Genomic DNA, 24,791 nt, shown 5'->3' on the forward strand with positions numbered 1-24,791 from the left:
GAGCGAGTTGTTCGCCGGGACTGGCGGGACTAATCAATCAATTCCGGTCAACCACAGATCGGCCGGTACGGCGTCGCGGGCAGATAGGCCGCCCACTCCGCCCGGCCGAGCCCGCGCCCGACCTCGCGGCAGATCCGCGCCGCGGCCCGGTCCGGATCGAGTGACCACCGGATGATCCGGTGGTCATTCCCCCCGGAGAGGAGATCCCCGTCGGCCGTGAACGCCAGGGCGTGCACCGGCGCCCCGTGCCCGCTGAGCACCGCCATCGGCACCAGGGACGCCAGATCCCACACGATGATCGTGCGATCGGACCCGGCCGAGGCCAGCCACCGCCCGTCCCGGCTGAACGCGACCACCTCGACCGTCCCGGTGTGGCCGACCAGGCCGGCGGTCTCCTCGCCCGTCGCCGAATCCAGCAGTTTCACCGTATGGTCGGCGCCCGCGGTCGCGATGACCGCTCCCGACGGGCTGAAGGCGACGTCCAGGATCGCGCCCTGCCCGGTGCCCGTCCGGTAGCGCGGCGCGTTCGCCCCCGGATCCCAGACGGTCAGCACGCCGGAAGGGCCGGTCGCGGCGAGCAGCCGTCCGTCCGGCGCGTAGCTCACCCCGGTCGCGAAGACGGTGGGCGGTGGGAACGGGGTGGGGTCGAGCCGACCGCCGGAACCGGGCGTCCACCGGAACAGGCCGAGCGCGGCGGCCACCAGGCTCCCGCCGCGCGGATGATAGGCCAGGTCCGTGGAGGCCCCCAGCCCGTCATAACGAAGTGTGGTGATCTTCTTGCCCCGGGCCGGATCCCAGAGGACCACCTGGTGGTCGCGGGTCACAGCCGCCAGGCTCGTCCCGCCCGGGCCGAAGGCGACGGCCTCGGCGTGGTCGGTGAGATCGTCCAGCCGGCGGAGCGGGTTGCCCGCGCCGTCCCACAGCCGCACGGTGCCGTCGCTGCCCGCGGAGGCGATGACCGAGCCGTCCGGACTGGTCTCGACCGCGTTGACGGCCGCGCTGTGCCCGCCGAACGGCGGCAGCACCGGCTCCCGCACCACGATCGTCCCGCCGAACCCGGCCGAGACCAGGCGGCGGCCGTCCCGGCTGAGCGCCACCGCCAGCGTCTCGGCCCGGGTCCGATCCTGATAGGTCTCGATCAGCTCGTTCCGCCGATAGTCCCAGATGGTGATCAGGCCGTTCTCGTCGGCCAGCGCGATCCGGTCCCCCAGCGGGGCCGAGATGTTCCACGCGTACGGCGTCAGCTTCGGCAGCGCGCTCACTTCGACCGGCCGCTCCCGATCGAGGTCCCAGAACCGCACGCCCAGCCGTTCGGCGGCGGTGACCAGCAGCCGCCCTGGCCCGAAGGCCACCCGGTGGACGAAGGCGGCGGGGATGGCGAGGCGCCGCCGCCCGGTGGCCGCCGCCCAGACCACCGGCCCGTCCTGCCCTCCCGAGGTGGAGACCAGCAGGGCCCCGTCGTGACTGAAGGCCAGACCGATGACGACGGTTGGATGGCCGCGGAGCACCCGGTGGGTGCCGTCGCTCAGGTTCCACACCTCGATCCGGCCGCGGCCGGTCCCGAACGCCAGCAGCGTCCCGTCCGGGCTAATCGCCATCGCGTCCGTGACCTCGTCGGCGGCCCGCCGGAAGACCTCCCGTCCGGTGTCCGGATCCCGCGCCACCACCAGGCCCGCGGTCGGCGGCCGCCCCGGCCGCCGGCCCAGCGAGGCCAGCACCCGGCCGTCGCCGGTGTAGGCGACCCGGCGGACCAGCATGGGGTCGGCGGGGTCCACATGTTCGGTGAAGGTCCTGACCACCGCGCGTCCGGCCGGATCCCACAACGTGACCAGGCCGTCGGCCCCGCCCGTGGCCAGCAGCCCGCCGCGCGGGTCCAGGGCCGTCTCGAAGATCGAGGCGCCGCCGGTGTTCAGCTCGATCCGGCGGCGGGCGGCGGACGCGGCGCTGACCAGGCCGCCCGTGGTCTCGGCGTCCGGGCTCAGGCCGTACGCGGCGAGGGCCAGCAGGCCCGCCAGGTCGGGGTCGGTGCCCAGCAGGTCGCGGGCCCGCAACGACACCTGGTGCGAGACGGCCACGTTCCGCTGGCGCTCGGCCTCCCCGCCCTGCCGCAACGCCACGCCCCCCGCCGCCACGGCGGCCAGCAGCAGCACCGCCATCACCGCCACCGCGCGGGCGAGCAGGCGCGTCCTGCGTCGTTCCAGACCACGGCTGGCCTGCAGGAAGGCCGCCTCCAGCTGGTTCAGCTCGGCCGGGTGGTCGGCCGCCCAGGCTACGGCCACGGCCAGCTGCGCGCCCCGGTAGAGCGCGCCGGAGTCGCGGCGCAGGTCCCGCCAGCGGTACGCGGCGTCGGTGAGCCGCCGGTGGGTGAGCAGGTTGGCGCGGTCGTCGGTGAGCCAGCGGTGCAGCCGGGGCCAGGCCCGGATCAGCGCCTCGTGGGCCACCTCCACCGACTCCTCGCCGAGCACCACCAGGCGGGCGTCGGCCAGCCGGGCCAGCACGCCGGCGACGGCCTGGGGGTCGCCGACGCCGTCCAGTTCGGCGCGGGCGATCGGGCGGCGGGTGTCCTCGGTGCCGTCGCCGAGGGCGGTGAGCCGGAGGAAGATCCGGCGGGCCGGCTGCCGATGCGCGGCGTCGAGCTCGCCGTACACGCGTTCCGCGCTCTGGGCGATGGCGCCCCTGACCCCGCCGGTCGCCTGGTAGGCGGCGAGCGTCAGCCGCTCGCCGGTCCGGTTCCGCCAGGTTTCCTGTAAGGCGTGGGAGAGCAGCGGCAGCGCGCCCGGCTCGGCTTCGGTGTCGGCCAGCACGGTGGCGAGCAGGTCCGGATCCAGAGTGAGCCCGGCTCGGGCGGCGGGCAGCAGCACGATCTCCCGGATTTCGCCGGTGACGGGCGGCCCGACCACGAGCTGGGCGTCCGCCATGAGCGCCATCAGGCGGGGATCCAGGTGGCCGATGAAGTCGGCGCGCACGCCGAGCACGACCGTGGTGCGCCGCTCGGGACCGAGCGCGAGGTCGAGCAGAGCGGCCACGAAGGCGCGTCGTTCGCCGTCGTCGGCGCAGAGCGTGAACACCTCCTCGAACTGGTCCACGACCAGCAGCGCGCGGCCCTCGTCCAGGAGCGCGCCGCGCACGGCGATGTCCAGGGTGGCGGGATCGCCGGCGAGTTCCTCGCGGAGCCGGTGCACGTCCAGGCCGGACATCTTCGCCACCTGGCCGGCCAGCGCGTCCAGGGGGTGGGCGGTGGGGGTGGTGAGCATGGTCCGCCAGCGGGGGTCCCCGCTCAGCGCGCCCATCAGCCCGGCCCGCAGCAGCGACGACTTGCCGCTCCCCGAGGCGCCGAAGACGGTGATCACGGGCTGCCGGGCGGCCAGCTCGCGAAGGCGTTCGAGCAGCCGGTCGCGGCCGAAGAACCAGTCGCCATGCTCCGGCTGGAAGGTCATCAGCCCCTGGTACGGGCAGGGCGGCTCCGGCTCCCAGTCCTGGTGGTCCGGCCTTTCGGCCGCCGCCCGCCAGCGCGCCCGCCACTCCTCCTCGTCTCCGCCGAGGGCGCGGACGTAGGCGAGGGTCACCTCCAGGGAGGGCAGCCGCTCGCCGTTGGCGGCGCCGGACAGCGAGCTGGCGGAGTAGTGGGCCAGCCGCGCCAGCCGCCGGTAGCTCATCCGGCCGGTCCGCTCGCGCAACTGCCGCAGCTGCCAGGCGAAGGCCTGAACCGGGCCGTCCGCCGGATCGAGCGGACGTTCCGGTCTCCCCATGACCGCCTCCGCCGTCTGTTTGGTCCCCTTGATCATCGTATGACGCGCGAGACAACCAACCACACCTGACGTCCTATCGTCCAGGGGTTACACGACGCGCTGGATGAAGCCCGGGGCGCCGTCGATGCGCTCCCACCGGCGTTCCCCGTCGTGGAAGTGGTCGGTCGGTGCCAGGCCGACGTGGGAGGCGACCGCCATCGACGCGTGGTGGTCTGGATGGATGTGCGCCCGCAGGTGGCGTACGCCGCGCGTGGCCAGCTCCTCGACCAGCAGCCGGGCGGCCTCGCGGGCGTACCCGTGGCCTTGCCAGGGCAGCCCGACCACCCAGGCGATCTCGGCTCCCCCATCGGCGACGGTCGCCTGCACGGTGCCGATCGCCTGGTTGTCGTTTCGACGGCGGATGATCCAGTTGAGCCATTCCTGCCGCCCGTCGGGGGAACGACCGGCCGCGAGCTTGGCGTACCGGTTGCGCAGTTCGGTCAGGGTTGGCGGCGTGCCGCCGATGAAGGCGTACAGATCCTGCCCGGCCAGGACTTCCACCATGTCGTCGGCATCGCCCACCGTCAGCGGGACCAAGATCACCCGAGTGTCCATGTGGAGCGTGTAGGTCCAGCCTGGCTGCCAGGCGAACGGCGCATCAACCAGGTCCTCCAGCGCGGCGCCGGTAAGCAGATGGTCCAGGGCCCATCGGTTGGCCGAGTGGGCGATCACCAGGATTCGCGCGCCGTCCCACATCGTCACGAGGTCACGCAGAAAGTCGCGGGTCTGCTCGACAACCTGCCGATAGCTCTGCCCGCCCGGCCACGGCACGTCGATGTGCGCGGCCCGTTCAGCGGCCAGCCGCGCGACCGGCATGCCGTTCCCGTCGCCGTAATCGCACTCCCGCAACCGGGTATCGATCTGAATGGGGATGGCACTGCCCGCGAAGGCGATCTCGGCCGTCTGCACCGCCCGCCACAAATCCGAGCTGAACACCGCGGCCAAACCATCGCCGCGACGACGCTCCCCCAACTCCAGCGCCAACTCCCGGCCACGCGACGACAACTCCCCCGGCGACCATCCACTCGCGACCCCCGCCTCGTTGTCGGTCGTGATCGAATGCGTCTCATACACGATCGTCACCGCCACGCATCCGCCCCCTCTCGGTCAGTACTTCTCCGCATGGTGTGCGGCAGTCGAGCGCCCCAAGCAGCTGCCGCCCGCTGATTAAGAGTCACCAACAGGTGTCTTCCACAGCAGAGTCAAGGTCGATCGCCCGTTCCTCGATTGATATCGAACTTCCCGAGGCGACCTGGTAGGAGGTCAACCTCCGGAGCCGTGACCAGAGATATTCACCTGTCTAATTAACCGCCTGGTCATGCAGATTTCAGATGTCCGTATTGTCCGGTTCGGTCTTCGTCTTGATGATGGAATTTGTCGGAAGTAGGGAGACCGCACGGTGTCATCCGTATACTGGCTTGCGCGCTCCGGCATTGCCGTTGCGGGTAGGACGCCGCGACGTGTGCGGCACGGGCTTGCCGCAACCGCTACTTCGGTGACCTACCTGGGGTGGCGTTCCAAGCGCTTGGTAACCCAGGAGAACATGGCGAAGGTCCTGGATCTGCCCGCCTCCGACCCTCGCGTCAAGCGCGCCGCTCTGAGTTCCTGGAGCAACTACGGCCGAACCGCGGCGTCATTGATTTGCTTGCCCTACGTGGACATGCTGGACGTCGATGCGCGCACTCAGGATCTGACTGAAGGCATGACCTGGCAAGAATGCGTCCGGTTGGCGATAGCACCCGGCAAGGGGGCGATCATCACTACCGGGCATTTTGGCAGCTGGGATATAGCCGGTGCCATCGCCGCGCGCCACGTCCCGCTCTCGGCTATTGCGGACACTTTCAAGGACCCGCGGCTGAACAGCCTCCTTCAAGGGCATCGACGAGAGAAAGGCGTTGACATCATCCCGGTGTCGAGTGCCGCCCGCCGCGTGCTGCAGGAACTCGTCGCGAGCAGAGCGGTAGCGATCGTCATCGATCGACCGGTGATCAGAGAACGGGGCGTGGAGGTGACGTTCTTCGGCCACAAGACCTACGTGCCTCCCGGCTCGGCCGCGCTGGCCGTCAAGTCGGGCGCGTCAATCATGCCGGGATATTTCTGGTACGCGCCCCGCAATCGCTTCTACATTCGAGCGTTCCCGCCGATTTTCCCGCGCGCGGTGAGCAACCGCACGGAGAGAATGCAGGAGATACAGCGCCTGACGCAGTACATGTTCGCCTGTCAGGAAGAAGTGGTACAGAAGTGCCCGACGCAGTGGTTCATGTTCCGCCGGTTCTGGCCAGCCGATGCGGAAGCACCTGATGCGGATGCCACCGAGGCGATTGCCATATAGAACCACCACATTGATGCGGCGGGCGCGGTGCCGGTCTCGCCAATGGACACTGGTCAGCGCCTCTACCGGTACCAAGCCTGGCAAGGGGTGTGACCGACACCGGGATCAACCTTCGTGAGCCCGGTTCTCGGCACGGGACTCACGGCGTCGACGGATCATACGGCGCGGAGGATCCACAAACCAGCTCCAGGCGCATTGTGCGGCATAGACGGCCGGGTTGAGGCGGGCGGGCCGCTGGTCCTGCCCACCGGCTCGCGCGGTGCGGTCGATGATGGCTCGGCGCAGATCATCGGGTGTGGTCCCGGGGAAGCGCGTGTAGGCGGCACCGATGTGCTGCCAGAAATGCGCGTCGCTCGCACCGATCTCGGCCAGGCCCCACTCCTTGTTGGCCGAGAGCACGGCGGCGCGTTGAGCCGAGTTAGCCGGACTGGGGTTATACGTCTCAATCGCGTCGATCTCGTACCCCGCGGCCAGCAGTGAATCGATCCTCCGGCGGCTCAGGCTTGGAACCAGCTTCCCGAGGGGGTGCGGCACAACCACCAGCCCTCCCTGCTCCTTGATGGCGTCGATGCTCTCTTGAACCGGGCGCAGCGGCCTGGGCGCTTTCTTGACGAAGAGGCCGAGGAGGTGACCGTGACGGGTCGAGACCTCAACCCCGGTGATCATCCTCATCGTGCAGTTCTGTTCGGACAGCAGTTCTTCGACCCGCCGCGCACCCTCGACATGGTCGTGATCGGTTACCGCGATCAACGTCAGCTGCCTGAGACTCGCCGTCTGGACCAACCGCGCGGGGCTGATCCAGCCGTCACCCAAGTTGGTATGCATATGAAGGTCGGCCCGGCCAGCATCGGCAGCCGCCGGCGTCGTCTCGTCTCCCGGCGCGTTGCCTGTCTCGTCGTTCACGTAGCAATCGTAGGCTTGGCAGGGTTGGCGGCGGGTCGTGGCTCGGGGTCGACGGCCGCACTGGAGGTCCACCGTCGAGCCTTCGTTCCTGGGGCCGCTGACCTGCGGCGTCTGGCGAAGACTCGGCGTCTGAACCGCATCATCTTTCCCGACGACCTCGACTTCAGCACGCTCTTCCCCGTCGGTGAGGAGCCGGAGTGGTTCGTCGATCTGCTGAACTCGCTGGCCGAACTGGGGAGGTCGGACGTGGACCCGGACCGCAGGTCAGTTCTCTCCGCCGCGGTGTACTCCATGGCGTCGCTGGCCTTGCCGAGTGAGGCCTGGTGGCAGCGTATGGCGCAACGTCAGGGCGCGGGGCACAGTTGTGGATTTGTCGTTTTGAGATAGGAATGCCTGGCTGGAACGCTCCTTGTCGGCTGGTACGGGGGTTGCCACGCTCGACTCGTCAGCCGGACCCAGCCACGGGGGCGCCACATGGCGGTGTTTCACGGTCAGGACATGCGCGATTATCTCGAGCGGGTCTCCCGCCAGCCCTTGGTCAGAGCAATCCGGGATCAAGGCCTAGAACTACTGAAGGTAACCCCGGGAGAGCGCGTCCTGGACGCCGGTTGCGGTCCCGGCGACATGGCCGCCCGCTTCGCCGACCTCGGCGCCTCCGTGACGGCAATGGACCACGACCCCGCGATGGTCGCAGTGGCCGGCGACATCCCCGGCATCACCGCGGTAACCGCCGACCTCACCACCCTCGACCGTCCGGGCGAATTCGATGTCATCTGGTCGGAACGGGTCCTCCAGCACGTCCACGATCCCGACCAGATCGTCGGCAACCTCGTCAGGGCCCTCGCCCCCGGCGGCCGCATCTGCCTGGTCGACGTCGACTGGACCGGCCTGGTGGTCGACGGGGTCGACGACGACCTCACCGACCAGGTGCTCGGCGTGTTCCGCACGGTGGTCGCCAACCCCTCGATGGGACGCACCCTCCGGCGTCGCCTGGCCCGGCACGGCGTCGTGAGGACAGAGGTCAAATCTTTCCTCGGGGTGTCCACCGAGCTGGCCGAGGCGGCGGCGGTCATCCCCGTGCTCGACGAACGGGTGATCCCCGGCCCCGCCGCCTGGTTCTCCGCTTTGCGGGCGGCCGACGAGAAGGGGGAGTTCCTCACCGCCCTGCCCGTCTATCTCGTCCTGGGGTCGGCATGATGACCTTCGAGGTGTACCCGCCTTGCGCGGACTTCGGCGCCGAAGCCTGGCACCGGGAGCTCCTGGAGTTCCGCGGCCGGGTCCTGCGGTCCATCGGCATGGCGGTCACGGTCGACGTCGACGACCACGACGCGCTGGCCTACCACCTGATCGCCCGCGCCCTGGACGGCGCGATCGCCGGGGCTGCTCGGCTGGCCCCGCTGGAGGACCTGCGCCCGAGCCGAGTGCTGACGCTGGAGCCGCAGGCGTCCGACATCCTGCGCCGGGACGGGCTCACCTCCTCCGACGTGCTCGAAGGTGGCCGCTGGATGGTCGACGAGCGGCACCGGCGCGGCGGGGTGGGCTGGTCGCTGGTGCTGGCGGGCGCCGTCCTTTCGGTGCGGCTTGGCCGCAAACTGGCCTGGGTGCTCGCCGGTACGGCCCGCGGCCAGGACCTGCTCCTCACGAAGAACGGATTCCGCGCCGCCTCCGACCGGGTGCATGCGATGCCCGGCGTTGGGGATCATGTGCGCCTGCTGACGGTCCGGCCCGACCGGCTGCTTGAGGGCCAGAGGGAGCCGGAGTTGGACTACGTGGACGAGTATTGACACCCTTCACGGGGGCCAGTTCCATCAAAACAGTTTGATGTATCATGCGGGCATGGCATCGCCCGGGCAAGCCGTCCTGCCGACGTTCGTCCGGCTGGCCGCCCACGAGGTGCGCTGGCGGCTGCTAGGCGAGCTGGCGCGCAGCGACCTGCGCGTGCGAGAACTCGTCACCCTTGTCGGCGAGCCGCAGAGCCTGGTGTCCTACCATCTGCGGCTGCTGCGCTCCGCCGGGCTGGTCAACGCCCGCCGCAGCAGCTTCGACGGCCGCGATAGCTACTACCACCTGGACCTGGAGCGCTGTGCGGACGCGCTGGCCGCCGCCGGCGCCGCCCTGCACCCCGCGCTGCGCCTGCTCCCCCCCGAGCCGACGCTCACGGCCAGAGCCTCGGCGGCGCCCTCCGTGCTGTTCATGTGCACCGGTAACAGCGCCCGATCACCCATCGCCGAGGCCCTGCTGCGGCACCGCGTCGGCAGCCGCGCCGAGGTGACCAGCGCCGGCAGTCACCCCAAAGCGCGCCTGCACCCCCACGCCGTGCGCGTGCTGCGCCAGCGGTACGGCATCGACATCGCCGACCGGCGTCCACGGCATCTGGACACGATGACCAGCCGACGCTTCGACTACGTGATCAGCCTGTGCGACAAGGTCCGCGAGGTCTGCCCCGGCTTCGACGACCACCCGCAACGCCTGCACTGGAGCATCCCCGACCCCGGCGCCATCAGCAGCGACGACACGGCCCGGGACAGCTACCCCGCGTTCGACCGTACCGCCTCGGAGATCGACACCCGTATCCGGTACCTGCAACCCATCCTTTTTCGGGAGGTCCAGCCATGACAGCAGCCGACCAGGTCGCCAGCGTCCGCTACATCGTCGACGACGTCCAAGCGGCCATCGACTTCTACACCACTCACCTCGGATTCACCCTGAACATCAGCGCCGCGCCCGCTTTCGCCGACGTAGTACGCGGGCACCTGCGCTTGTTGCTGTCGGGACCCACCAGCTCCGGCGCCCGCGCCACCCCCGACCAGGCCGTCGCGGGCCGCAACCGCATCCACCTGGTCGTCGACGACCTGGACACCGAGATCGCCCGGCTACGCGACGCGGGCCTGCCGTTCCACAGCGACGTGGTCACCGGCCCCGGCGGACGCCAGATCCTGCTCGCCGACCCCGCCGGCAACCTGATCGAACTGTTTCAGCCCGCTCGCCGGCCCGCGCCCACGCCCTGAGCAACGCCACTACGAGAGGGCCTCACATCCCACCGCCAGGTGCCCCATGCGGTGACCTGTCGTTGGCGCGTCCCGGTCGGAGGCGGTCAGCAAGCCGATGAGTTGGTCATGATCACGACTCCAGAACGGGCAGGACGACGGCTTGCCGTGATCGTTAGAGTGACAGGCGTGGACCTGGTGGAGCGGGTACTGAAGATCAGAAAGGGCCGCAGCTCGACTGGGCGCGCCCCGCACAAGCCGTTGCTGCTCCTGTACGCCCTGGGGCATTATCAGCGCCAGGGCGACACTCCGATCGCCTACTCCGCCGCCGAGACGGCACTTGCCGACCTGATCAGGGAGTATGCCCCGCCGAACGCCAGCGGCCCCGCCTATCCGTTCCACCATCTGACCAACGATGACGGCTTGTGGGTAGTCCGTACCGCCGAGGGTGGCGGCAGCCCGGGGCGTTCGGCCAAGGAGCTGATCCGCAGCGGAGCTGCCGGACGCCTGGGCCCGGAGATGGTGGCTGCGCTGGGGCAGGATCCGGGAGCGTTGTCGCGAGTCGTGCATGCTCTCCTGGAGGACAATTTCCCCGACTCGCTGCACGAGGAGCTCTGCCAGGCGGTCGGCCTGGACCTGTATGCGGGCGATGTGGGCTGGGTACGGACCGCCCAGCGCCGCCGCCGGAACCGGGAATTCCGGCTCCAGGTGCTGCGCGCTTATGAACACCAATGCGCCTTCTGCGGATACGAGGGACGTCTCGACCAAGGTGGCACGGTCGGGCTGGATGCCGCCCACATCCGGTGGTTCGCTTTCGACGGACCCGATGCGGTGGACAACGGGGTGTGCCTGTGTTCGCTGCACCATGTGCTGTTCGACAAGGGCGTGCTGGGCTTGGGCGCCGACCTGCGGGTCATGGTGTCGGCTGGGTTTGTCGGCCGTACGGCTGCCGCCCGCACCCAAGTGCACGACCTGGCAGGACGGGAGATCGAGGGTGACCTCCACGCGGGACACCTCGCCTGGCACGGCAGCCAGGTCTTCCGCGGACCGGCGCGAGCGGCGTAACAGCAGAAACTTCCGCATCAGCGAGTGCCAGCCGTACCACACCGGAGCGGAGACAAACATCAGGGGATCCGTGAGATCGCGTACGAGACGCTCGACGCGGATGCTGGTCGTCGCCATGACAGCGCTGGCCGTCTCGTCGTCAGGTCTGCAGCCGGTGAACACCACCGTGGACTGCGACACCATCTGGCGACGAACGGGGAGCGGCTGGTACGAGAGCAACCCGAGCTACACCGACAGCCGGGACGACACGGCTGACTGGCAGTTCTCGATCCCTGAGGCGCAGGGGATGAACTCAAGGACGCTGAACAGCGGGCTGAACAGCCTGCGGGCGAACAAGTCCATCCTCAGCGCGATCGTCATCCGGCACGGCAAGATCGTCACGGAGTCGTACTACAACGGAAGCACGCGCTTCAGGAGCAACAATGTGCACTCCGCGTCGAAGAGCATGATCCAGGCACTCCTTGCGATCGCCGTCCAGAAGGGGTACATCACGAGCCTCGACGACAAGGTCTCGAAGTACCTCCCGCGGTACCCGAACGGTGCGCGGATCAGTCTCCGGAACCTGATCTCGATGGCCTCCGGCCTCCGGTGGGAGGAGGACAGCACGGAATACAAGATCCGGATGCGGTCGGATTGGGTCGGGGCGGCCCTCTCGCAGGGGTTCCAGAGCACGCCGGGGGCGCGATTCACCTACAGCAGCGGCAACACCCATGTCCTGTCGGGTGTGCTGCAGGCAGCCACGGGCATGAGCACGTGTGCGTTCGCCGACACGAACCTGTTCACCCCGCTGGAGGTCACCCCGGAGCACTGGGGACGGGATCCGCAGGCAATATTTGCGGGTGGCTACAACCTGTACATGACGCCCCGTGAGTTGGCGAAGTTCGGCCTGCTCTACCTGCAGAACGGTGTCTGGAAGGGTACCCAGCTCGTGCCGACCTGGGCGATCACGGACGCGGCGACCACCCTGTGGCAGGTGGATGACACGTTCAGCTATTCCCAGGGCTGGTGGAACCAGACCGTGTCGGGACACAAGATGTACTTCGGCTGGGGCTACGGCGGCCAGTTCTCGTACGTCATCCCCTCCCTCGACATCGTCTTCACCACAACCGAGAACACGGCGGACGGTCACGACAACATCGAGATCAACTCGAGGGAGTTCATCCAGAACTACCTCATCCCGGCGGTCACCGGACCGTAGGGATGTTGACCATGTCGGGCGGGTCAGCCTCCGAGGCCTCGCCGGAACATCCGCGGCGGGGCCTCGGTTGCCCGTCGTCACGTGGAGGCGGTGGCCGACCCGCCGAAGTTACTCTTGACGGTGATGCGCAGGGGGTTGAAGACCCAGCCCCGCTGGTCCGCGTAGCGGCCGCCGCCGAGGTTGGTGAGCGTGAACATGAAGGAGTCGGACGAGGTCAGGTAGACGCTGAGAATGGCGTTGGGGTTGGTGCTGGTGGCCTCGATGCGCAGGAGGCGGCCCTTCCACTCAGCGCGCTTGATCCGGACCACGTCAGAGACCGGGGGCGTGGTAGCGGGGACGACGGTCAGCGTGCCGGTGCGAATGACGCCGAAGGCGGTGGCGGTGACGGTCACCGTGGTGCCGGCGCTGACGGAGGTGGTGGTCACGGGGAAGGCGCCGGACGACTGGCCGCCGCTCACCACCGTCTCGGCGGGGACACCGACCACGGCCGGGTTGCTGCTGGACAGTGTGACCACCGCGCCATCGGTCACGGAGGCGAACCGGACCGTGCCGGTGGCCGGGCTGCCTCCGGCGACGGTCGCCGGGCTGAACGTCACCGAGGACAGGACCGGGCCGGACGGGACCGGGTTGACGTTGAGGCAGTCCACCTGGGTGATCCCGCCCGCCGTGCCGTTGACGCACGCGAAATCGCCCGGGCCGGTGAAGGGGACAGTCGTCACGGTGAAGTCCGTGCTCAGGGCCCCGGCCGGGATGGTCGTCGAACCGGGGACCCTGACGACGCCGGTGTTGGTGCTGGACAGGGTGACCACCGTGTCCTGGTCAACGGCGGCCGCCAGCGTCACCGTGCCCTGCGCCGGGGTGCCCGCGACGACCGTGCCCGGGGAGATCGACAGGCTGTCGAGCGTCCCGGCGCTGAGCCCGTACGCGGTGGAAGGGAGGCCCGCCAGCGAGCCGCCGCAGAGAACAATCGCCGAGGCGGCCACGATGGACAGCCTCCTGAGTAAGCCTGCAATCACCTTTACCACAGCCTTCGCTGAGATCGGATCGGACGTGTCCGTAGCACAACACGGATGGCCGCCCCTCGCGGTTCAGCGTGCCGGAGCGCAGCGGCTGCACCAGCATCGATGAATGAAACCATCTAAATTGAGTTGAGTGGTAGCACGATCGCGTCTACATTCGTGATGACTGTCATTGAGCTACCTCCATTGTTCAAAACGATGGTGATCCAATCGAGGGGGCAGCGTGCGAGAACCGTTCGGAAGCAAGTCGGCGATCGTGACTTTGATCGCCCTGACCCTGGCGGTCTTCAGCTACGTGACGACCGAGTCGCTGCCGATCGGCCTGCTTCCCCTGATCGCGAAGGATCTCGGCACCAGCGCGTCGGCGGTCGGACTGCTGGTCACCGGATACGGCCTGATCGTCGTGGTGGTGTCCCTGCCGCTCACGCGGCTGACTCGCCGGCTGCCTCGACGGCGGCTGCTGTGCGTCCTGTTAGGCGTCTTCGTCGTGGCGAACTGCCTGTCGGCCGTGACGTGGAACTACTGGCTGCTCATGGGTGCCCGGATGGTGACCGCGCTGAGCCAGGCGCTGTTCTGGGCCGTCGTGACGCCGGCCGCCGCCGGGCTGTTCCGGGCCGAGGTGCGCGGCCGGGCCGTGTCGATCCTGTACGCCGGCGCCTCCGCCGGCGCGCTGGCCGGCATCCCGACCGGCACGTGGCTCGGCCAGCAGACCAACTGGCGATTGGCGTTCGTCGCGCTCAGCGGCCTGGGCCTGCTCGTACTCGGCACGGTCGCGGCGGTGCTGCCCAATACGCCGCCCGGGCGGGGCGCGGCGGACCGGGGCAACGCACCCGATCGCGGCCGGTACCTGTCGATCGTGGCCACCACGGCGATTGCGATCACCGGCGCCTTCACGGCCTTCACCTACATCAGCCCGTTCCTGACCGGCGTCAGCGGCTTCGCCGAGTCGTCGATCGGCCCGCTCCTGCTGGCCCGCGGGATCGCGGGCCTGGCCGGCGTGTTCGCGGTCGGCTACCTCATCGACCGCCACGGCTGGCTCACCATGACGGGGCTCATCGGACTGCAGGTGCTGGCGCTCGCCGGGCAGTACGCGTTCGGCGCCTCCCAGCTCGCGACCGTCATCATGATCTCCCTGTCCGGCTTCACGCTGGCGGGCCTGACCGCCGCTCTGGGCTGGCGAGTGCTCGTGTACGCACCGGGCGAGTCGGACATGGCAAGCGCCGGTACCTCCACGGCGTTCAACATGGGCATCACCGCGGGCGCGTTCTTCGGCAGTGTCCTGCTGCCCGGCCCGGGCCCGCGCAGCACGGCACTCGCCGGGGCGCTGCTCAGCCTGGCGGCGCTCGCCATCGTGCTGGCCGAACCGGTCTTCTCCAGCCGGCGGAAGGCCGCGCCGGCGACCGCCGACGAGCCCCTGCCCGAGGTCACCCGAGTCACGTAACCCGATGCTCTGCAACCTGCGTCAACACCTTAGGTGGTAGCCTGGCTGGCATGCCACTCGACGTGTGCCAGCTGCCACTGGTCGGCGGGCACCCCGCACTCGATCTGGTCAACACGCTCGAACGAGGAACACCGCTCGACGGCACGCCGCCCTACGACTTCCTGTCCGGCACCTCCGCACTACTGCGCTGGACGGTCAGGGCGGGCCTGATCAGCGACGCGGAGGCCGACCGGGCCGGTCGGGCGTGGCGCGACGATCCCGCGGCGGCCCACGCGGGACTGGCCGCCGCGCGGGACATTCGGGAAGGGCTGCATCTCGTGCTGCTCGCGGCGATCCAGCCCGCGGACGGCGGGGCGGCGGGTGACCCAGGCGGCCTCGCCGGGGGCGACCCGATCGCGGCCGGGGCCGCGCTGGTCGGGCTGCACGAGCGGTGGTCCGGGGCGGCCGCCCGGGCGACGCTGGTGCTCGACAGAGGCGACCCGCCGCAGGTACGGCTCACCTACGGCACGGTTCCGGCCATGCTGATCCCCGACCGGATCGCCGAGGCCGCACTCGACGTACTGCGGACAGCCGACCTGACCCGGGTACGCCGCTGCCCCGTATCCGAAGGCGGCTGCGGGTGGCTGTTCCTCGACCAGAGCCGCAACGGTTCCCGCCGCTGGTGCCGCATGGCCGACTGTGGCAGCACGGCCAAGGCCCGGCGGCTCACCGAGCGCCGCCGCGCCGCGCGGGCCGGCGCCCCGTAGATCTCTCACGACCGCGCGTCCGCGTGAACGGGCTGCCGGCTCAGCGGGGCGAGCCCCACGAGGTTGAGCAGGGCGCTGAGCGGGAGGAGATCCCCGCTGACGACCACCACGACGACACCGAGCGCGACGAGCGCCGGGCTCCACCAGCCGACCCGCCCGGCGACGGCCTGCATGGCGACCAGGACGACCAGCCCGAGATAGAAGAACGTCGGCACGACGATGTAGATCGCGAGTTCTACTCCCGGGACCTGCTGGACCTGGTCGAAGAGCTCGCCCATTTCCGGCCTGTCCGCCGCGAGGAACCCGACGACCAGGTCGATGACGACCTGGACGGCGCCGGCCGCGACACCGACCAGGCTGAACGCCGCGACCGCGGCCGCGGCCCGCCGGTTCCCGGCCCGGCGGGCGAGTTCGAGGATGAGCGGGACGAACAGGGCCAGGGCGGTGTGGTGGCCGAGGCGGGCGACGGCCTCGCGGCGATCGAGGCGGTGCGCGCGCACCGGCCCCAGGTGCTCCTCCTCGACATCCGGATGCCGCGAATGGACGGCATCGACGCCGCGCGGGTGGTGTGCGGGGAAACAGACGCACGCGTCCTCATGCTGACCACCTTCGACCAGGACGAATACGTCTACGACGCCCTCCGCGCCGGAGCGAGCGGCTTCCTGCTCAAGGACGTGCGCAGAGACGACCTCGTGCGTGCCGTCCAGGTGGTGGCGGCCGGGGAGTCGCTGCTCGCGCCGACCGTGACCCGCCGGCTGATCGACGACATGGTGTCCAGGCGGCCGCGGAAGCCCGTCGGGCTCGGCCTCCTCACCATCAGGGAGCGGGAGACGCTCCTGCTGCTCGGTCGCGGCCTGTCGAACGCGGAGATCGCCGCGGAGTTCGTCGTCAGCGAGCACACGGTGAAGACCCACGTCAGCAACGTGTTCGCCAAGCTGGCGCTCCGGGACCGGGTCCAGGCGGTCATCGCCGCGTACGAGTCGGGCTTGATCCAGCCGGGCGGCTGAGTCCGCCCGCCCATCCCCGCGGTGGTCCGAAGATCGGCGAGCCGCGTCAGTCCAGGCAGAACTCGTTGCCCTCGGGGTCGGCCATCACGATGAAGCCGGCGCTCATCGGGGGTTCGGGCTCGTCGAGACGTACCCGCGTCGCTCCCAGCGCGACGAGCCGGTCGCACTCGGCCTCCAGCGCCGCCATCCGCTCCTCTCCCCGCAGTCCGGGAGCCGCACGGACGTCGAGGTGGACGCGGTTCTTGGCGACCTTGTCCTCCGGCACCTGCTGGAAGAACAGCCGCGGGCCGCGCCCGTCCGGGTCCTCGATGGCCGATCTCGTGTTGCGCTGATCCTCCGGCACGCCGACCCGCGCGAGGAAGTCGTCCCACGCGGCCAGCGGGTCGGCGCCCTCGGGCAGGTCGACTCCGGGCGGGCCGGGGTGGACGTAGCCCAGGACCTCGCGCCAGAAGAACGACAGCGCCCGCGGGTCGTGGGCGTCGAAGGTGACCTGGATGTGGCGGCTCATCGGGTTGCTCCGTTCGTAGCGGGTTTCGTGTGCAGGTAGAGGTCGCGCAGCAGGCAGACCTCGGACAGGTGGTGGATCAGCTCGCGGTGGATGTGCAGCACCAGATCGGCCATGGGCGCCTCGGGGTAGGGTTCCTTCGCGCCGACCGGGACCCGGAGCGCGCCGTCGCCGAGGCCGCGTACCCCGGCCAGCCAGAGGTCGAGCTGGGCCTCGAGCTGGTCGAGCGCGGTGGCCGCGCCGCCGGCGTACTCCCAGGTCTCGTACGACGCCGCCGGCGCGCCGAAGTGCGCCGCGTTGCGCGCGGCGAGCACGCCGACGATGACGTGACCCAGTCGCCAGGCGATCGTGGTGAAGGCCGCGGGAACCGGCTCGGGGAAGGCGTAGTCCATCGTGAAGTCCCCGGCGCCGACCTGCACGGGCGCCGTCGAGCTGCCGCGCGGCCGCACGCTCCAGGCCTCCGGCACCGGCGACCAGAAGTACTCCTCGTCGGTGAGGCCGTCGAGCCGGGCTCGGAGCTGATGGTTCCAGTGGAACTCCCACTGCTCGCGCAGCGTCCGGTTCCAGTCGAGTTCGTCTGCGTCCATGGAGCCACCCTGGCACCCCTAGCGGACAGAATCGGTCCGCTATCTCTGCCAGAGTGGAAGACATGGTCGTGGCAGGCGGTGACGAGCGGGGTACGACGGAGCGGGTGCTCACCCTGCTCGGGCTGCTGCAGCAGCGCCGGGTCTGGACCGGCCCCGAGCTCGCCGACCGGCTCGGGGTCACGCCGCGCACGGTGCGGCGCGATGTCGAGCGGCTGCGCACGCTCGGCTATCCGGTGCATGCCAGCCAGGGTGTCGGCGGCGGCTACCAGCTCGGCCCGGGGCAGGACCTGCCGCCGCTGCTCCTCGACGACGAGGAGGCGATCGCCACCGCGGTCTCGCTGCTCGCCGGCGCGGGTGGCGCGGTCGCCGGCACCGGCGACGCCGCCCTCCGGGCGCTGACCAAGCTCGACCGGGTGCTGCCCACCCGGCTGCGGCACGAGGTGCGCGCGCTCTCCGGCTCGGTGGAGTCCTTCGGCGGAGGCCGCACGCCGGTCGACCCCAAGGTGCTCATGACGCTGGCCAGAGCCTGCCGCGACGAGGTCGAGGCCGGCTTCGGCTACCCGTCCGGGAGCTCCGGGAGCGAGGTGCGGCGGCGGTGGGTCGAGCCCTACCGCCTGGTCGCCTCCGACCGGCGCTGGTACCTGTTCGCCTACGACCTCGATCGCGACGACTGGCGCAGCTTCCGCGTCGACCGGATGACCGATGTGTCCGCACGGATCCGGCCCTTCCGCCCGCGCGCGGCGCCCGACGCGGCGACGTACGTGCAGGAGGGGGTGGCGAGCCGGGTCTACCCGCACCAGGCGCGCTTCCTCGTGCACGCGCCGGCCGGCACGGTGCGCGCGCAGATTCCGGCGTCGGCGGCCGTCGTACGACCGCGCGGGAGCGAGCTCTGCGAGGTGCTCAGCGGCGCCGCCAGCCTCGACTTCGTCCTCATGCACGTGCTCCTGCTGGGGCACGACTTCGAGGTGCTCGACCCTCCGGAGCTCGGAAGGCGCTGCCGCGCGCTGGCGGAGAGACTGCTGACGGCCGGTGCGACGATCTCACCGGTGCCGGACAGCCCAGCAGTGCAACCGCGTCCGCTCCCCTGACCGGATCTCGTGCATGGCACACGCCTGCGGGTGGATCGTGCGGGCGGTGCGCCCTGAGGTGGCGTCACCGGCCAGGCGCAGGCCTGCCGGTTCTGTCGGCGGCGTGTGCGAGCATGACGCTTGCCGGGCGTCGAGGGGAACCAATTGTTCAGATCACTGCCCGCGGCGGCCAGGACGCTGGTGTGGGTGCGGATCCTCAACCAGCTCGGCGCCTACGCGCTGTCGTTCCTGGCGGTGCTGGCCGGGCCGGATCTGGCCGCGGCGGCGCTGGCCCTGTTCGGGGTGGCGGCGCTGGCCTCGCGCTGGGCGGGGGCGTTCCTGCTGGATCGCTACTCACCCCGCGGCGTGCTGGCCGGCGGGCTGACCGCAACCGGCGTGGCGCTGTTCGGGCTTGCGCCGGCGCACGAGCCGGCGCAGGTGCTGATCGCGATCGCGCTGGTCGGGCTGGCCTTCGAGCTGTATGAGCCGGCGGCCCAGGAGCTGCTGGCGCGGGCGAGTTCGGGCGAGCGGCGCCATGCGACGTACGCGGTGATGGGCGTGGTGTTATCGGCGGCCGGAGCGGTCGCGGGACTGCTGGCCGCGGTGTTGCTGCCGCTGGGGGTGCGCTGGCTGGTGGCCGCCGACGCGCTCACCTGCCTGGCGGCGGCCGCCGTGTCGATGGCGTTCCTGCCGCGCGAAGCCGGCGAGGGCAGGCGAGCCGCGCGCCGCACCCGGCCGGGTGGGCGCTGGCGGCCACCGGCGGCGCTGCTGCGGCTGACGGTGGCCAGTACCGCGTTCGCGGTCGGTTACCTGGCGGTGATGATGTACCTGCCGCTGGCGCTGCTGGAGCGTGGCGTGGCCGCGTGGGTCCCCGGTCTGACGCTGGCGGGCGCGGCCGTGCTGGCCCCGCTGGCCCTGTGGGCGGCCCGGCGACTGCTGGCCGGACGTATGCACCGGGTGATCCTCGGCGTCGGCACGGTGCTGCTGGGAGTGCTGGCGCTGGCGCTGGTCATGGCTTCGACCACCAGCGCGCAGCTCACCATCGCCGCCTACCTGGCCGGCACCGCGGTCAACGGCGTGCTGCTCGGCCGCTGGCAGTCGATGATCGCCGATGCCGCGCCGGAGCGGGAACGACCTCGCTGGTTCGCCTTCCAGGGATCGTCGTGGGGCCTGGCGCAGCCCGCCGTCCCACCGCTGGCCGCACTGGCCGCCGGTGCCGTGGGCACCGTCGGGGCGGGCGCCTTCCTGGCCGCGGGCGTGGCGTTCCTGCTCGTGCCGTTCGCACTGCGCCGCGCCACGGCTGCTACTACGGCCTGACGGTCCCGCCTGACAGTTACGGCGAGCTGGAGTCTCCGCTGTCACGCCAGGGCCGGTACCGCCTCCACTCCCGTCCCCACCGCCGTACAAAAGGCCGCGTCCAGTTCGGCCGGTGGGGTGAGCTCCTCATCCCCTCACACATGACAGCGTCCACCTTCGATGGACGCCGAAAACCCTTTGCAGGGCAGCGGGAGTGGCCGACACACTCTCGGGGTGGTCGAGAACCTGCACATCGATGGGCGCGCCGGCATCGACGCGGGGCTGGTGAAGCGGCTGGTCGCGACCCAGTTCCCGCAGTGGAGCGCCCTTCCCGTGACACCGGTCGAGGTCGACGGGTGGGACAACCGCACCTACCGTCTCGGTGATGAGATGTCGGCGCGTCTGCCCACTGCCGCCGGTTATGCCCCCGCGGTTGACAAGGAACATCGATGGCTGCCGATTCTCGCACCGTCGTTGCCGGTCGCCATTCCCGCGCCTCTGGCGAAGGGGGCTCCGGGCGAGGGGTACCGGTTCAGCTGGTCGATCCGCGGCTGGCTGGACGGCGAGACCGCGAGCGTTGACCGCATCGACGACCTGTCGGCATTCGCGACCTCGGTCGCCGGCTTCCTTCTCGCCCTGCAGCGCGTTGACGCGACTGGCGGGCCGCCGGCGGGCGCGCACAGCTTCTATCGGGGTGTGTCACCGGCTTACTACGACGATGACACACGCCGCTCCCTCGCCTTGCTGGACGGCCGCATCGACACCACCCGGGCACTAGGCGTGTGGGACGCCGCCCTTGAGGCGGCCTGGTCCGGGCCGCCGGTGTGGTTCCACGGCGACCTTGCGAGCGGCAACCTGCTGGTCAGGAACGGAAAGCTGGCTGCCGTCATCGACTTCGGGACATCAGGCGTCGGCGATCCCGCCTGCGATCTGGTGATCGCGTGGACGATGTTCTCAGGCGAGAGCCGGGAGACCTTCCACAGCGCTGTCGGTCAGGATCCCGCCATGTGGGCGCGGGCTCGCGGCTGGGCCCTGTGGAAGGCCCTGATCACCCTGGCCGAGGACATCGACAGGGACGAGAAGCGAGCCGCGGGCAACCGCCGCGTCATCGATGAAGTCCTGGCTGACCACGATCGCGCCAACTGACCCCCGCGGGTTGGTGGTTCTCGGTGGCTGCTCTGGAGCGCCCGTACCTGGCACTGCCTGAGCGAGAACCGGGCCTACAGGTTCGAACTACCTGGCGGTCCGGTGAGGAGCGACTGCACCGTCGCGATGACGACGCGGGCGACATCCTCTGTCTTCAGGCGCCCGGCGCGGTTCTCCTCCGCGGCGCCTTTCAGGATGTAGTGCACGGCACTGACCAGCCAGGTGATCGGCAGGTCGGTGCGGAACGCGGCTTCGTTCTGGCCACGGCGGATGAGCTCTTCGACACGCTGTGCGGGAGCGGCGTGCAGCTGGAGGATGCGTCCGGGGGGAAGAGTTCCCTGGGCCGCCGTCAGCAACGCCATGGACTCGGCCACGAGGGACCAGCTGGAGTCGAGCAATCGGGCCAGCGCGTCCTGCGCGTCCCCGGTGAGATCGACGGCTGACAGCACCTCCTCACCGGCGCGCATCGCGTCGACCAGGGCGGCCTCGACCAGTTCCGCCCGGGTGCGGAAGTGGCCGTAGAGCGTCATCCGGCCCACACCGGCGGCCTTCGCGATGTCGTCGACGCTCGCATTCGGATCACTGCTCAGGCTCTTGCGTGCCGCGGAGACGATGCGGGCGATGCTGCGTTCGGCGTCCGCGCGCCGGCGCGGACCCGCAGCGGCGGTTGGCATACCACCATCCTAACTCGTACGGAGATGTATGTGTTAATCTCCGGAACTAGAAGTCGTACACCGACATACGAGTTATCGCCGGAGGCTCCCGATGGCACAGCAGCAGAGCGACAAGACATCCGCGCAGAGCAGTTCGTCCCATCCGTTGCGATGGCGCATCCTGGGATTCCTCGGGGTGGCCCAGCTGATGTTGATCCTCGACATCACCGTCGTGGCCATCGCGCTGCCGCACATCGAGATCGACCTGGGCCTGAGCCGCCAGGCGGTGACGTGGACGGTCAGCGCGTACACCTTGACGTTCGGCGGCCTGATGCTGCTGGGCGGGCGGCTCGCCGACCTGATCGGGGCCAAGCGGGTGGTGCTCGCCGGCCTGCTGATCTTCACGGCGGCATCGCTGGTGACCGGATTGGCCGGCTCGGCCGGCCTGCTGCTGGGCGGCCGCGTCGCGCAGGGACTCGGCGCGGCGCTGCTGTCCCCGTCGGCCCTGTCCCTGGTGGTGAGCCTGTTCGACGGTGATGAGCGGAACAAGGCGCTGGGTGTGTGGTCCGCGCTCGGCGGCGGGGGCGCGGCCCTCGGCGTGCTGCTGGGCGGGCTGCTCACCGCCGGACCAGGCTGGCCATGGGTCTTCTTCGTCAACGTGCCCATCGGGCTGGTGATCCTCGCCGCTCTCGCCCGGATGCTGCCGCGCCAGAGCCTGGCCGGGCCCCGGCCCCGGCTCGATGTGCTCGGTGCGGTGCTGGTCACCGCTTCGTCCGGCGTCTTGATCTACGCGATCACGCGCGCCGGAGACCACGGGTGGCTCACCGCCACGACCGGGTGGCTCGTGCCGGCGGCCGTGCTGGGCTACCTGGCGTTCGTGATCAGGCAGAAGACCGCCAGGTCGCCCTTGATGGACCTCACCCTGCTGGTACGGCGCCCGGTGGCCACCGGCACGTTCCTCATCCTGATGGCGACGGCGCTGATGATCGCGGTGTTCTTCCTCGGCACCTTCTACTTCCAGCACGCGCGGGGATTCGGCGCCCTGCAGACCGGCCTGCTGTTCCTCCCGGTCGCGGTGGGGACGACGCTCGGGGCCAACCTCACCGGCCGGGCCATCGCCAGGGCCGGAGCGCGCCGGCTCGCCGTGGCCGGACTGCTCACCACCGCGATCGGCATGGCCGTGCCCGCCCTGTCGATGCACCCCGCGACCGTCGTGGCGGGCACCGCGGTGGCGGCCGCCGGGGCCGGCGCGATGTTCGTCGTCGCCTCGGCGACCGCTCTCGGCCAGGTGGCTCCGCACGAATCCGGCATCGCCTCCGGCATCGTCAGCACCTTCCACGAATTCGGCGCCTCCATCGGAGCCGCGGTCATCTCCAGCGTCGCGGCGGTCAGCATCACCGGGGACACGCTCTCCGGGTTCACTGACGGCTTCATCCTCGCCGCGGTCACCGCGGGTGTCGCGGCCCTCGTGGCCGCCATCCTGACACCTGGGCGAGCCGGCACACGCTGATGTGACGCCGCCGCGCAGCAGGTCCCGCGCGGCGGCGACCGCTTAGAGGCATTGAGCGAGCATGGTGGTCTTGTCTTGCTCGGTAACGCGAAGGTCGTACTTCGCGGCGACCTGGGCGAAACGGGTGACGTAGGCGCAGCGGATCTTCTGTACCGGAGGGAGCCAGGATGCCGGGCCGGCGCCGCCCTTGGCCTCGTTGATGGGGCCGTAGACGGGCATCAGGTTGAGGGGGTCGTTGGCGATCCGTACCCGCTTGTCTTCCGGCCACTCCCAGGCGCCCATCCGCCATTCGTACGACAGGGGCACCACGTGGTCGACCTGCACCTGGCCCGCGTCCTGTTTGCGCCACTCGATCGTCTTGCCGGTGTAGGGGTCCGAGAGTTTCATCGCGACGACTTCACAGCGCGATCCGGGACGGAATTTCAGGTCTGCTCCGTCCCGGGCGAGCAAGTCATCGCGGGTACGACATCCGTTCCGCGCATAGGGGACGTCTATCGCGGTGTCCGCCCAATTCTCGCCGAACCAGGAGCGTGTGTAGCCCCATAGGGAGTAGGGCTCCATGACCCCCAACTTCTTGATCAATTCGACGGACTTCGCCCGGTCCGCGCGTGAGGTGATGGGAACCAGTCCTGGCCTGGTCCCGTCCGGATTGTGCAGGGGGTTCGCGCTCACGCCGGCCGGGGAAACGCTCGGTGTGACCGCGGGTGTCGGGCGTCGGGCGTCGGGGGTTCGCGTGGCGGTCTGCCGGGTGGTGACCACGAGCCAGCTTGTGGCGGCGCATGCGAACAGCAGGAAGGCGATCCGTTTGGTGATTGTCACGAGGTCTCCCTCTGGTCTGCATCGTCTGGGAGGTTCGTCCCGCCCGCTCACGATCAGGAGCGATAGCCGACGAGGCCCTTCGCCGCCTTCCGCGCGATCGGCGGCCGCCGGGGATCGCGGCGCGGGGCCGCGTCAGGTCAGCGCGCTGGTACGCGGCGCGGCGGCCGGTAGCGCGGAGGAGCGATTCGGTGGATTTCTCGTCCCCGGCCGACGCGATGGACGACGGCCGGGGACGTCAGCTCACATCTGCTACTTACTCAACCTGACCAGGTACTTGGCGGAGGCCCAGCCGGGCTTGCCGCAGGAGGACTTGACCGCCACCCAGTTCCTGACGGGCTGGCAGGCTCCGGCGAAGAACCCGTCGGCCACTTTGAGCTTGCCGATGGGGTGAGAGCGCAGCGAGGGGTTGAGGCGGACATTGAGGTAGCTACTCGGACGCACATGCCCAACTTGGTACACGCACGCAAGGGCGGCCCGGGGCACCTTGGGGTGGGGGTGGGTGCTGGCCGAGGCCGGCACGCTGGCGACCGTGAGCCAGCCCGCGGCACAGACGATCATTGAGGCGGCGATTCGTTTTCCCATGGGAATGTCTCCCTTCGCTTGCATCGCGTCCGTGGGCCCGAACCCGTCGGATGGTCAAGTCCTGGTACTTGACCTGCGATGATTACGTAAGGTACATAGCCAGTTACTCTATGTATAAACATGGAAGCAATGGAAGGCGC

General features: G+C 70.1%; 25 protein-coding genes. 15 read left to right on the plus strand and 10 right to left on the minus strand.

Features of this window, described 5'->3' with window-relative positions; all coding sequences use genetic code 11:
* Positions 1 to 47 precede the first annotated feature (47 nt).
* On the minus strand, positions 48 to 3,749 hold the full coding sequence (locus ABGB08_RS16060; protein ID WP_347590953.1) for a hypothetical protein: 3,702 nt from the start codon (positions 3,747 to 3,749) through the stop codon (positions 48 to 50).
* Positions 3,750 to 3,836: 87 nt separating this feature from the next.
* A complete protein-coding gene (locus ABGB08_RS16065; RefSeq protein ID WP_347590955.1) occupies positions 3,837 to 4,871 on the minus strand; it encodes a GNAT family N-acetyltransferase in 1,035 nt (344 codons plus the stop codon).
* Positions 4,872 to 5,187: 316 nt separating this feature from the next.
* Between ABGB08_RS16065 and ABGB08_RS16070 the strand changes: the two genes are divergently transcribed.
* Entirely contained in the window at positions 5,188 to 6,120 is a 933-nt protein-coding gene (locus tag ABGB08_RS16070) for a lysophospholipid acyltransferase family protein (protein WP_347590957.1), read from the plus strand.
* A gap of 105 nt (positions 6,121 to 6,225) precedes the next feature.
* On the opposite strand, the gene ABGB08_RS16075 is transcribed toward ABGB08_RS16070, so the two are convergent.
* On the minus strand, positions 6,226 to 7,023 hold the full coding sequence (locus ABGB08_RS16075; RefSeq protein ID WP_347590959.1) for a PHP-associated domain-containing protein: 798 nt from the start codon (positions 7,021 to 7,023) through the stop codon (positions 6,226 to 6,228).
* Positions 7,024 to 7,047: 24 nt separating this feature from the next.
* Between ABGB08_RS16075 and ABGB08_RS16080 the strand changes: the two genes are divergently transcribed.
* The 7 genes from ABGB08_RS16080 (at position 7,048) to ABGB08_RS16110 (ending at position 12,273) form a co-directional block, all read left to right on the plus strand.
* Positions 7,048 to 7,410, plus strand: coding sequence for a hypothetical protein (locus ABGB08_RS16080; protein ID WP_347590961.1), 363 nt, complete (start codon positions 7,048 to 7,050; stop codon positions 7,408 to 7,410).
* A 111-nt stretch (positions 7,411 to 7,521) separates the two neighbouring features.
* Complete coding sequence (locus ABGB08_RS16085) at positions 7,522 to 8,220, plus strand: methyltransferase domain-containing protein (protein ID WP_347590963.1); 699 nt, start codon at positions 7,522 to 7,524, stop codon at positions 8,218 to 8,220.
* Positions 8,217 to 8,807: a GNAT family N-acyltransferase gene (locus tag ABGB08_RS16090; RefSeq protein WP_347590965.1), complete on the plus strand. Its 591-nt coding sequence runs from the start codon at positions 8,217 to 8,219 to the stop codon at positions 8,805 to 8,807. Before ABGB08_RS16085 ends, ABGB08_RS16090 begins: the two co-directional genes overlap by 4 nt.
* Positions 8,808 to 8,859: 52 nt before the next feature.
* A complete protein-coding gene (locus ABGB08_RS16095) occupies positions 8,860 to 9,639 on the plus strand; it encodes an ArsR family transcriptional regulator (RefSeq protein WP_347590967.1) in 780 nt (259 codons plus the stop codon).
* Positions 9,636 to 10,031, plus strand: a complete 396-nt coding sequence (locus ABGB08_RS16100) for a VOC family protein (RefSeq protein WP_347590969.1) — start codon at positions 9,636 to 9,638, stop codon at positions 10,029 to 10,031. The genes ABGB08_RS16095 and ABGB08_RS16100 overlap by 4 nt, the downstream gene beginning before the upstream one ends.
* Positions 10,032 to 10,199: 168 nt before the next feature.
* Positions 10,200 to 11,075 carry a phosphorothioated DNA-binding restriction endonuclease gene (locus ABGB08_RS16105; protein WP_347590971.1) on the plus strand — a complete coding sequence of 292 codons (876 nt, stop codon included), beginning with the start codon at positions 10,200 to 10,202 and terminating at the stop codon, positions 11,073 to 11,075.
* A gap of 100 nt (positions 11,076 to 11,175) precedes the next feature.
* A complete protein-coding gene (locus tag ABGB08_RS16110; protein WP_347590973.1) occupies positions 11,176 to 12,273 on the plus strand; it encodes a serine hydrolase in 1,098 nt (365 codons plus the stop codon).
* Between the two features lie 77 nt (positions 12,274 to 12,350).
* Here ABGB08_RS16110 and ABGB08_RS16115 read toward each other — a convergent pair whose 3' ends face one another.
* Positions 12,351 to 13,256 carry a hypothetical protein gene (locus tag ABGB08_RS16115; protein ID WP_347590975.1) on the minus strand — a complete coding sequence of 302 codons (906 nt, stop codon included), beginning with the start codon at positions 13,254 to 13,256 and terminating at the stop codon, positions 12,351 to 12,353.
* A gap of 259 nt (positions 13,257 to 13,515) precedes the next feature.
* Between ABGB08_RS16115 and ABGB08_RS16120 the strand changes: the two genes are divergently transcribed.
* A complete protein-coding gene (locus ABGB08_RS16120; protein WP_347590977.1) occupies positions 13,516 to 14,733 on the plus strand; it encodes an MFS transporter in 1,218 nt (405 codons plus the stop codon).
* Positions 14,734 to 14,783: 50 nt separating this feature from the next.
* On the plus strand, positions 14,784 to 15,479 hold the full coding sequence (locus ABGB08_RS16125) for a CGNR zinc finger domain-containing protein (protein WP_347590979.1): 696 nt from the start codon (positions 14,784 to 14,786) through the stop codon (positions 15,477 to 15,479).
* 5 nt (positions 15,480 to 15,484) lie between these two features.
* Here ABGB08_RS16125 and ABGB08_RS16130 read toward each other — a convergent pair whose 3' ends face one another.
* Positions 15,485 to 15,979: a hypothetical protein gene (locus tag ABGB08_RS16130; RefSeq protein WP_347590981.1), complete on the minus strand. Its 495-nt coding sequence runs from the start codon at positions 15,977 to 15,979 to the stop codon at positions 15,485 to 15,487.
* On the opposite strand from ABGB08_RS16130, the gene ABGB08_RS16135 reads away from it, so the two are divergent.
* Positions 15,968 to 16,486, plus strand: a complete 519-nt coding sequence (locus ABGB08_RS16135) for a response regulator transcription factor (protein WP_347590983.1) — start codon at positions 15,968 to 15,970, stop codon at positions 16,484 to 16,486. The genes ABGB08_RS16130 and ABGB08_RS16135 overlap by 12 nt on opposite strands.
* Positions 16,487 to 16,532: 46 nt before the next feature.
* On the opposite strand, the gene ABGB08_RS16140 is transcribed toward ABGB08_RS16135, so the two are convergent.
* The gene (locus ABGB08_RS16140; RefSeq protein ID WP_347590985.1) at positions 16,533 to 16,994 is read right to left on the minus strand and encodes a VOC family protein; all 462 of its coding nucleotides are present in this window, start codon (positions 16,992 to 16,994) and stop codon (positions 16,533 to 16,535) included.
* Complete coding sequence (locus ABGB08_RS16145; RefSeq protein WP_347590987.1) at positions 16,991 to 17,578, minus strand: DinB family protein; 588 nt, start codon at positions 17,576 to 17,578, stop codon at positions 16,991 to 16,993. The genes ABGB08_RS16140 and ABGB08_RS16145 overlap by 4 nt, the downstream gene beginning before the upstream one ends.
* A gap of 62 nt (positions 17,579 to 17,640) precedes the next feature.
* Here ABGB08_RS16145 and ABGB08_RS16150 point away from each other — a divergent pair, with 62 nt between their 5' ends.
* The 3 genes from ABGB08_RS16150 (at position 17,641) to ABGB08_RS16160 (ending at position 21,087) form a co-directional block, all read left to right on the plus strand.
* On the plus strand, positions 17,641 to 18,666 hold the full coding sequence (locus tag ABGB08_RS16150) for a YafY family protein (protein WP_347590989.1): 1,026 nt from the start codon (positions 17,641 to 17,643) through the stop codon (positions 18,664 to 18,666).
* Positions 18,667 to 18,810: 144 nt separating this feature from the next.
* Entirely contained in the window at positions 18,811 to 19,962 is a 1,152-nt protein-coding gene (locus ABGB08_RS16155) for an MFS transporter (RefSeq protein ID WP_347590991.1), read from the plus strand.
* A gap of 213 nt (positions 19,963 to 20,175) precedes the next feature.
* The gene (locus ABGB08_RS16160) at positions 20,176 to 21,087 is read left to right on the plus strand and encodes an aminoglycoside phosphotransferase family protein (protein ID WP_347590993.1); all 912 of its coding nucleotides are present in this window, start codon (positions 20,176 to 20,178) and stop codon (positions 21,085 to 21,087) included.
* Positions 21,088 to 21,161: 74 nt separating this feature from the next.
* Here the strand turns inward: ABGB08_RS16160 and ABGB08_RS16165 are convergent, their stop codons facing one another.
* Complete coding sequence (locus ABGB08_RS16165) at positions 21,162 to 21,761, minus strand: helix-turn-helix domain-containing protein (protein ID WP_347590995.1); 600 nt, start codon at positions 21,759 to 21,761, stop codon at positions 21,162 to 21,164.
* A gap of 91 nt (positions 21,762 to 21,852) precedes the next feature.
* Here ABGB08_RS16165 and ABGB08_RS16170 point away from each other — a divergent pair, with 91 nt between their 5' ends.
* Positions 21,853 to 23,250, plus strand: coding sequence for an MFS transporter (locus ABGB08_RS16170; RefSeq protein ID WP_347590997.1), 1,398 nt, complete (start codon positions 21,853 to 21,855; stop codon positions 23,248 to 23,250).
* Positions 23,251 to 23,292: 42 nt separating this feature from the next.
* Here ABGB08_RS16170 and ABGB08_RS16175 read toward each other — a convergent pair whose 3' ends face one another.
* The gene (locus ABGB08_RS16175) at positions 23,293 to 24,069 is read right to left on the minus strand and encodes an HNH endonuclease family protein (RefSeq protein WP_347590999.1); all 777 of its coding nucleotides are present in this window, start codon (positions 24,067 to 24,069) and stop codon (positions 23,293 to 23,295) included.
* 249 nt (positions 24,070 to 24,318) lie between these two features.
* Positions 24,319 to 24,651 carry a hypothetical protein gene (locus tag ABGB08_RS16180; protein ID WP_347591001.1) on the minus strand — a complete coding sequence of 111 codons (333 nt, stop codon included), beginning with the start codon at positions 24,649 to 24,651 and terminating at the stop codon, positions 24,319 to 24,321.
* Positions 24,652 to 24,791 lie beyond the last annotated feature (140 nt).

Source organism: Acrocarpospora sp. B8E8, assembly GCF_039871605.1.
GTDB classification, from domain to species: domain Bacteria; phylum Actinomycetota; class Actinomycetes; order Streptosporangiales; family Streptosporangiaceae; genus Acrocarpospora; species Acrocarpospora macrocephala.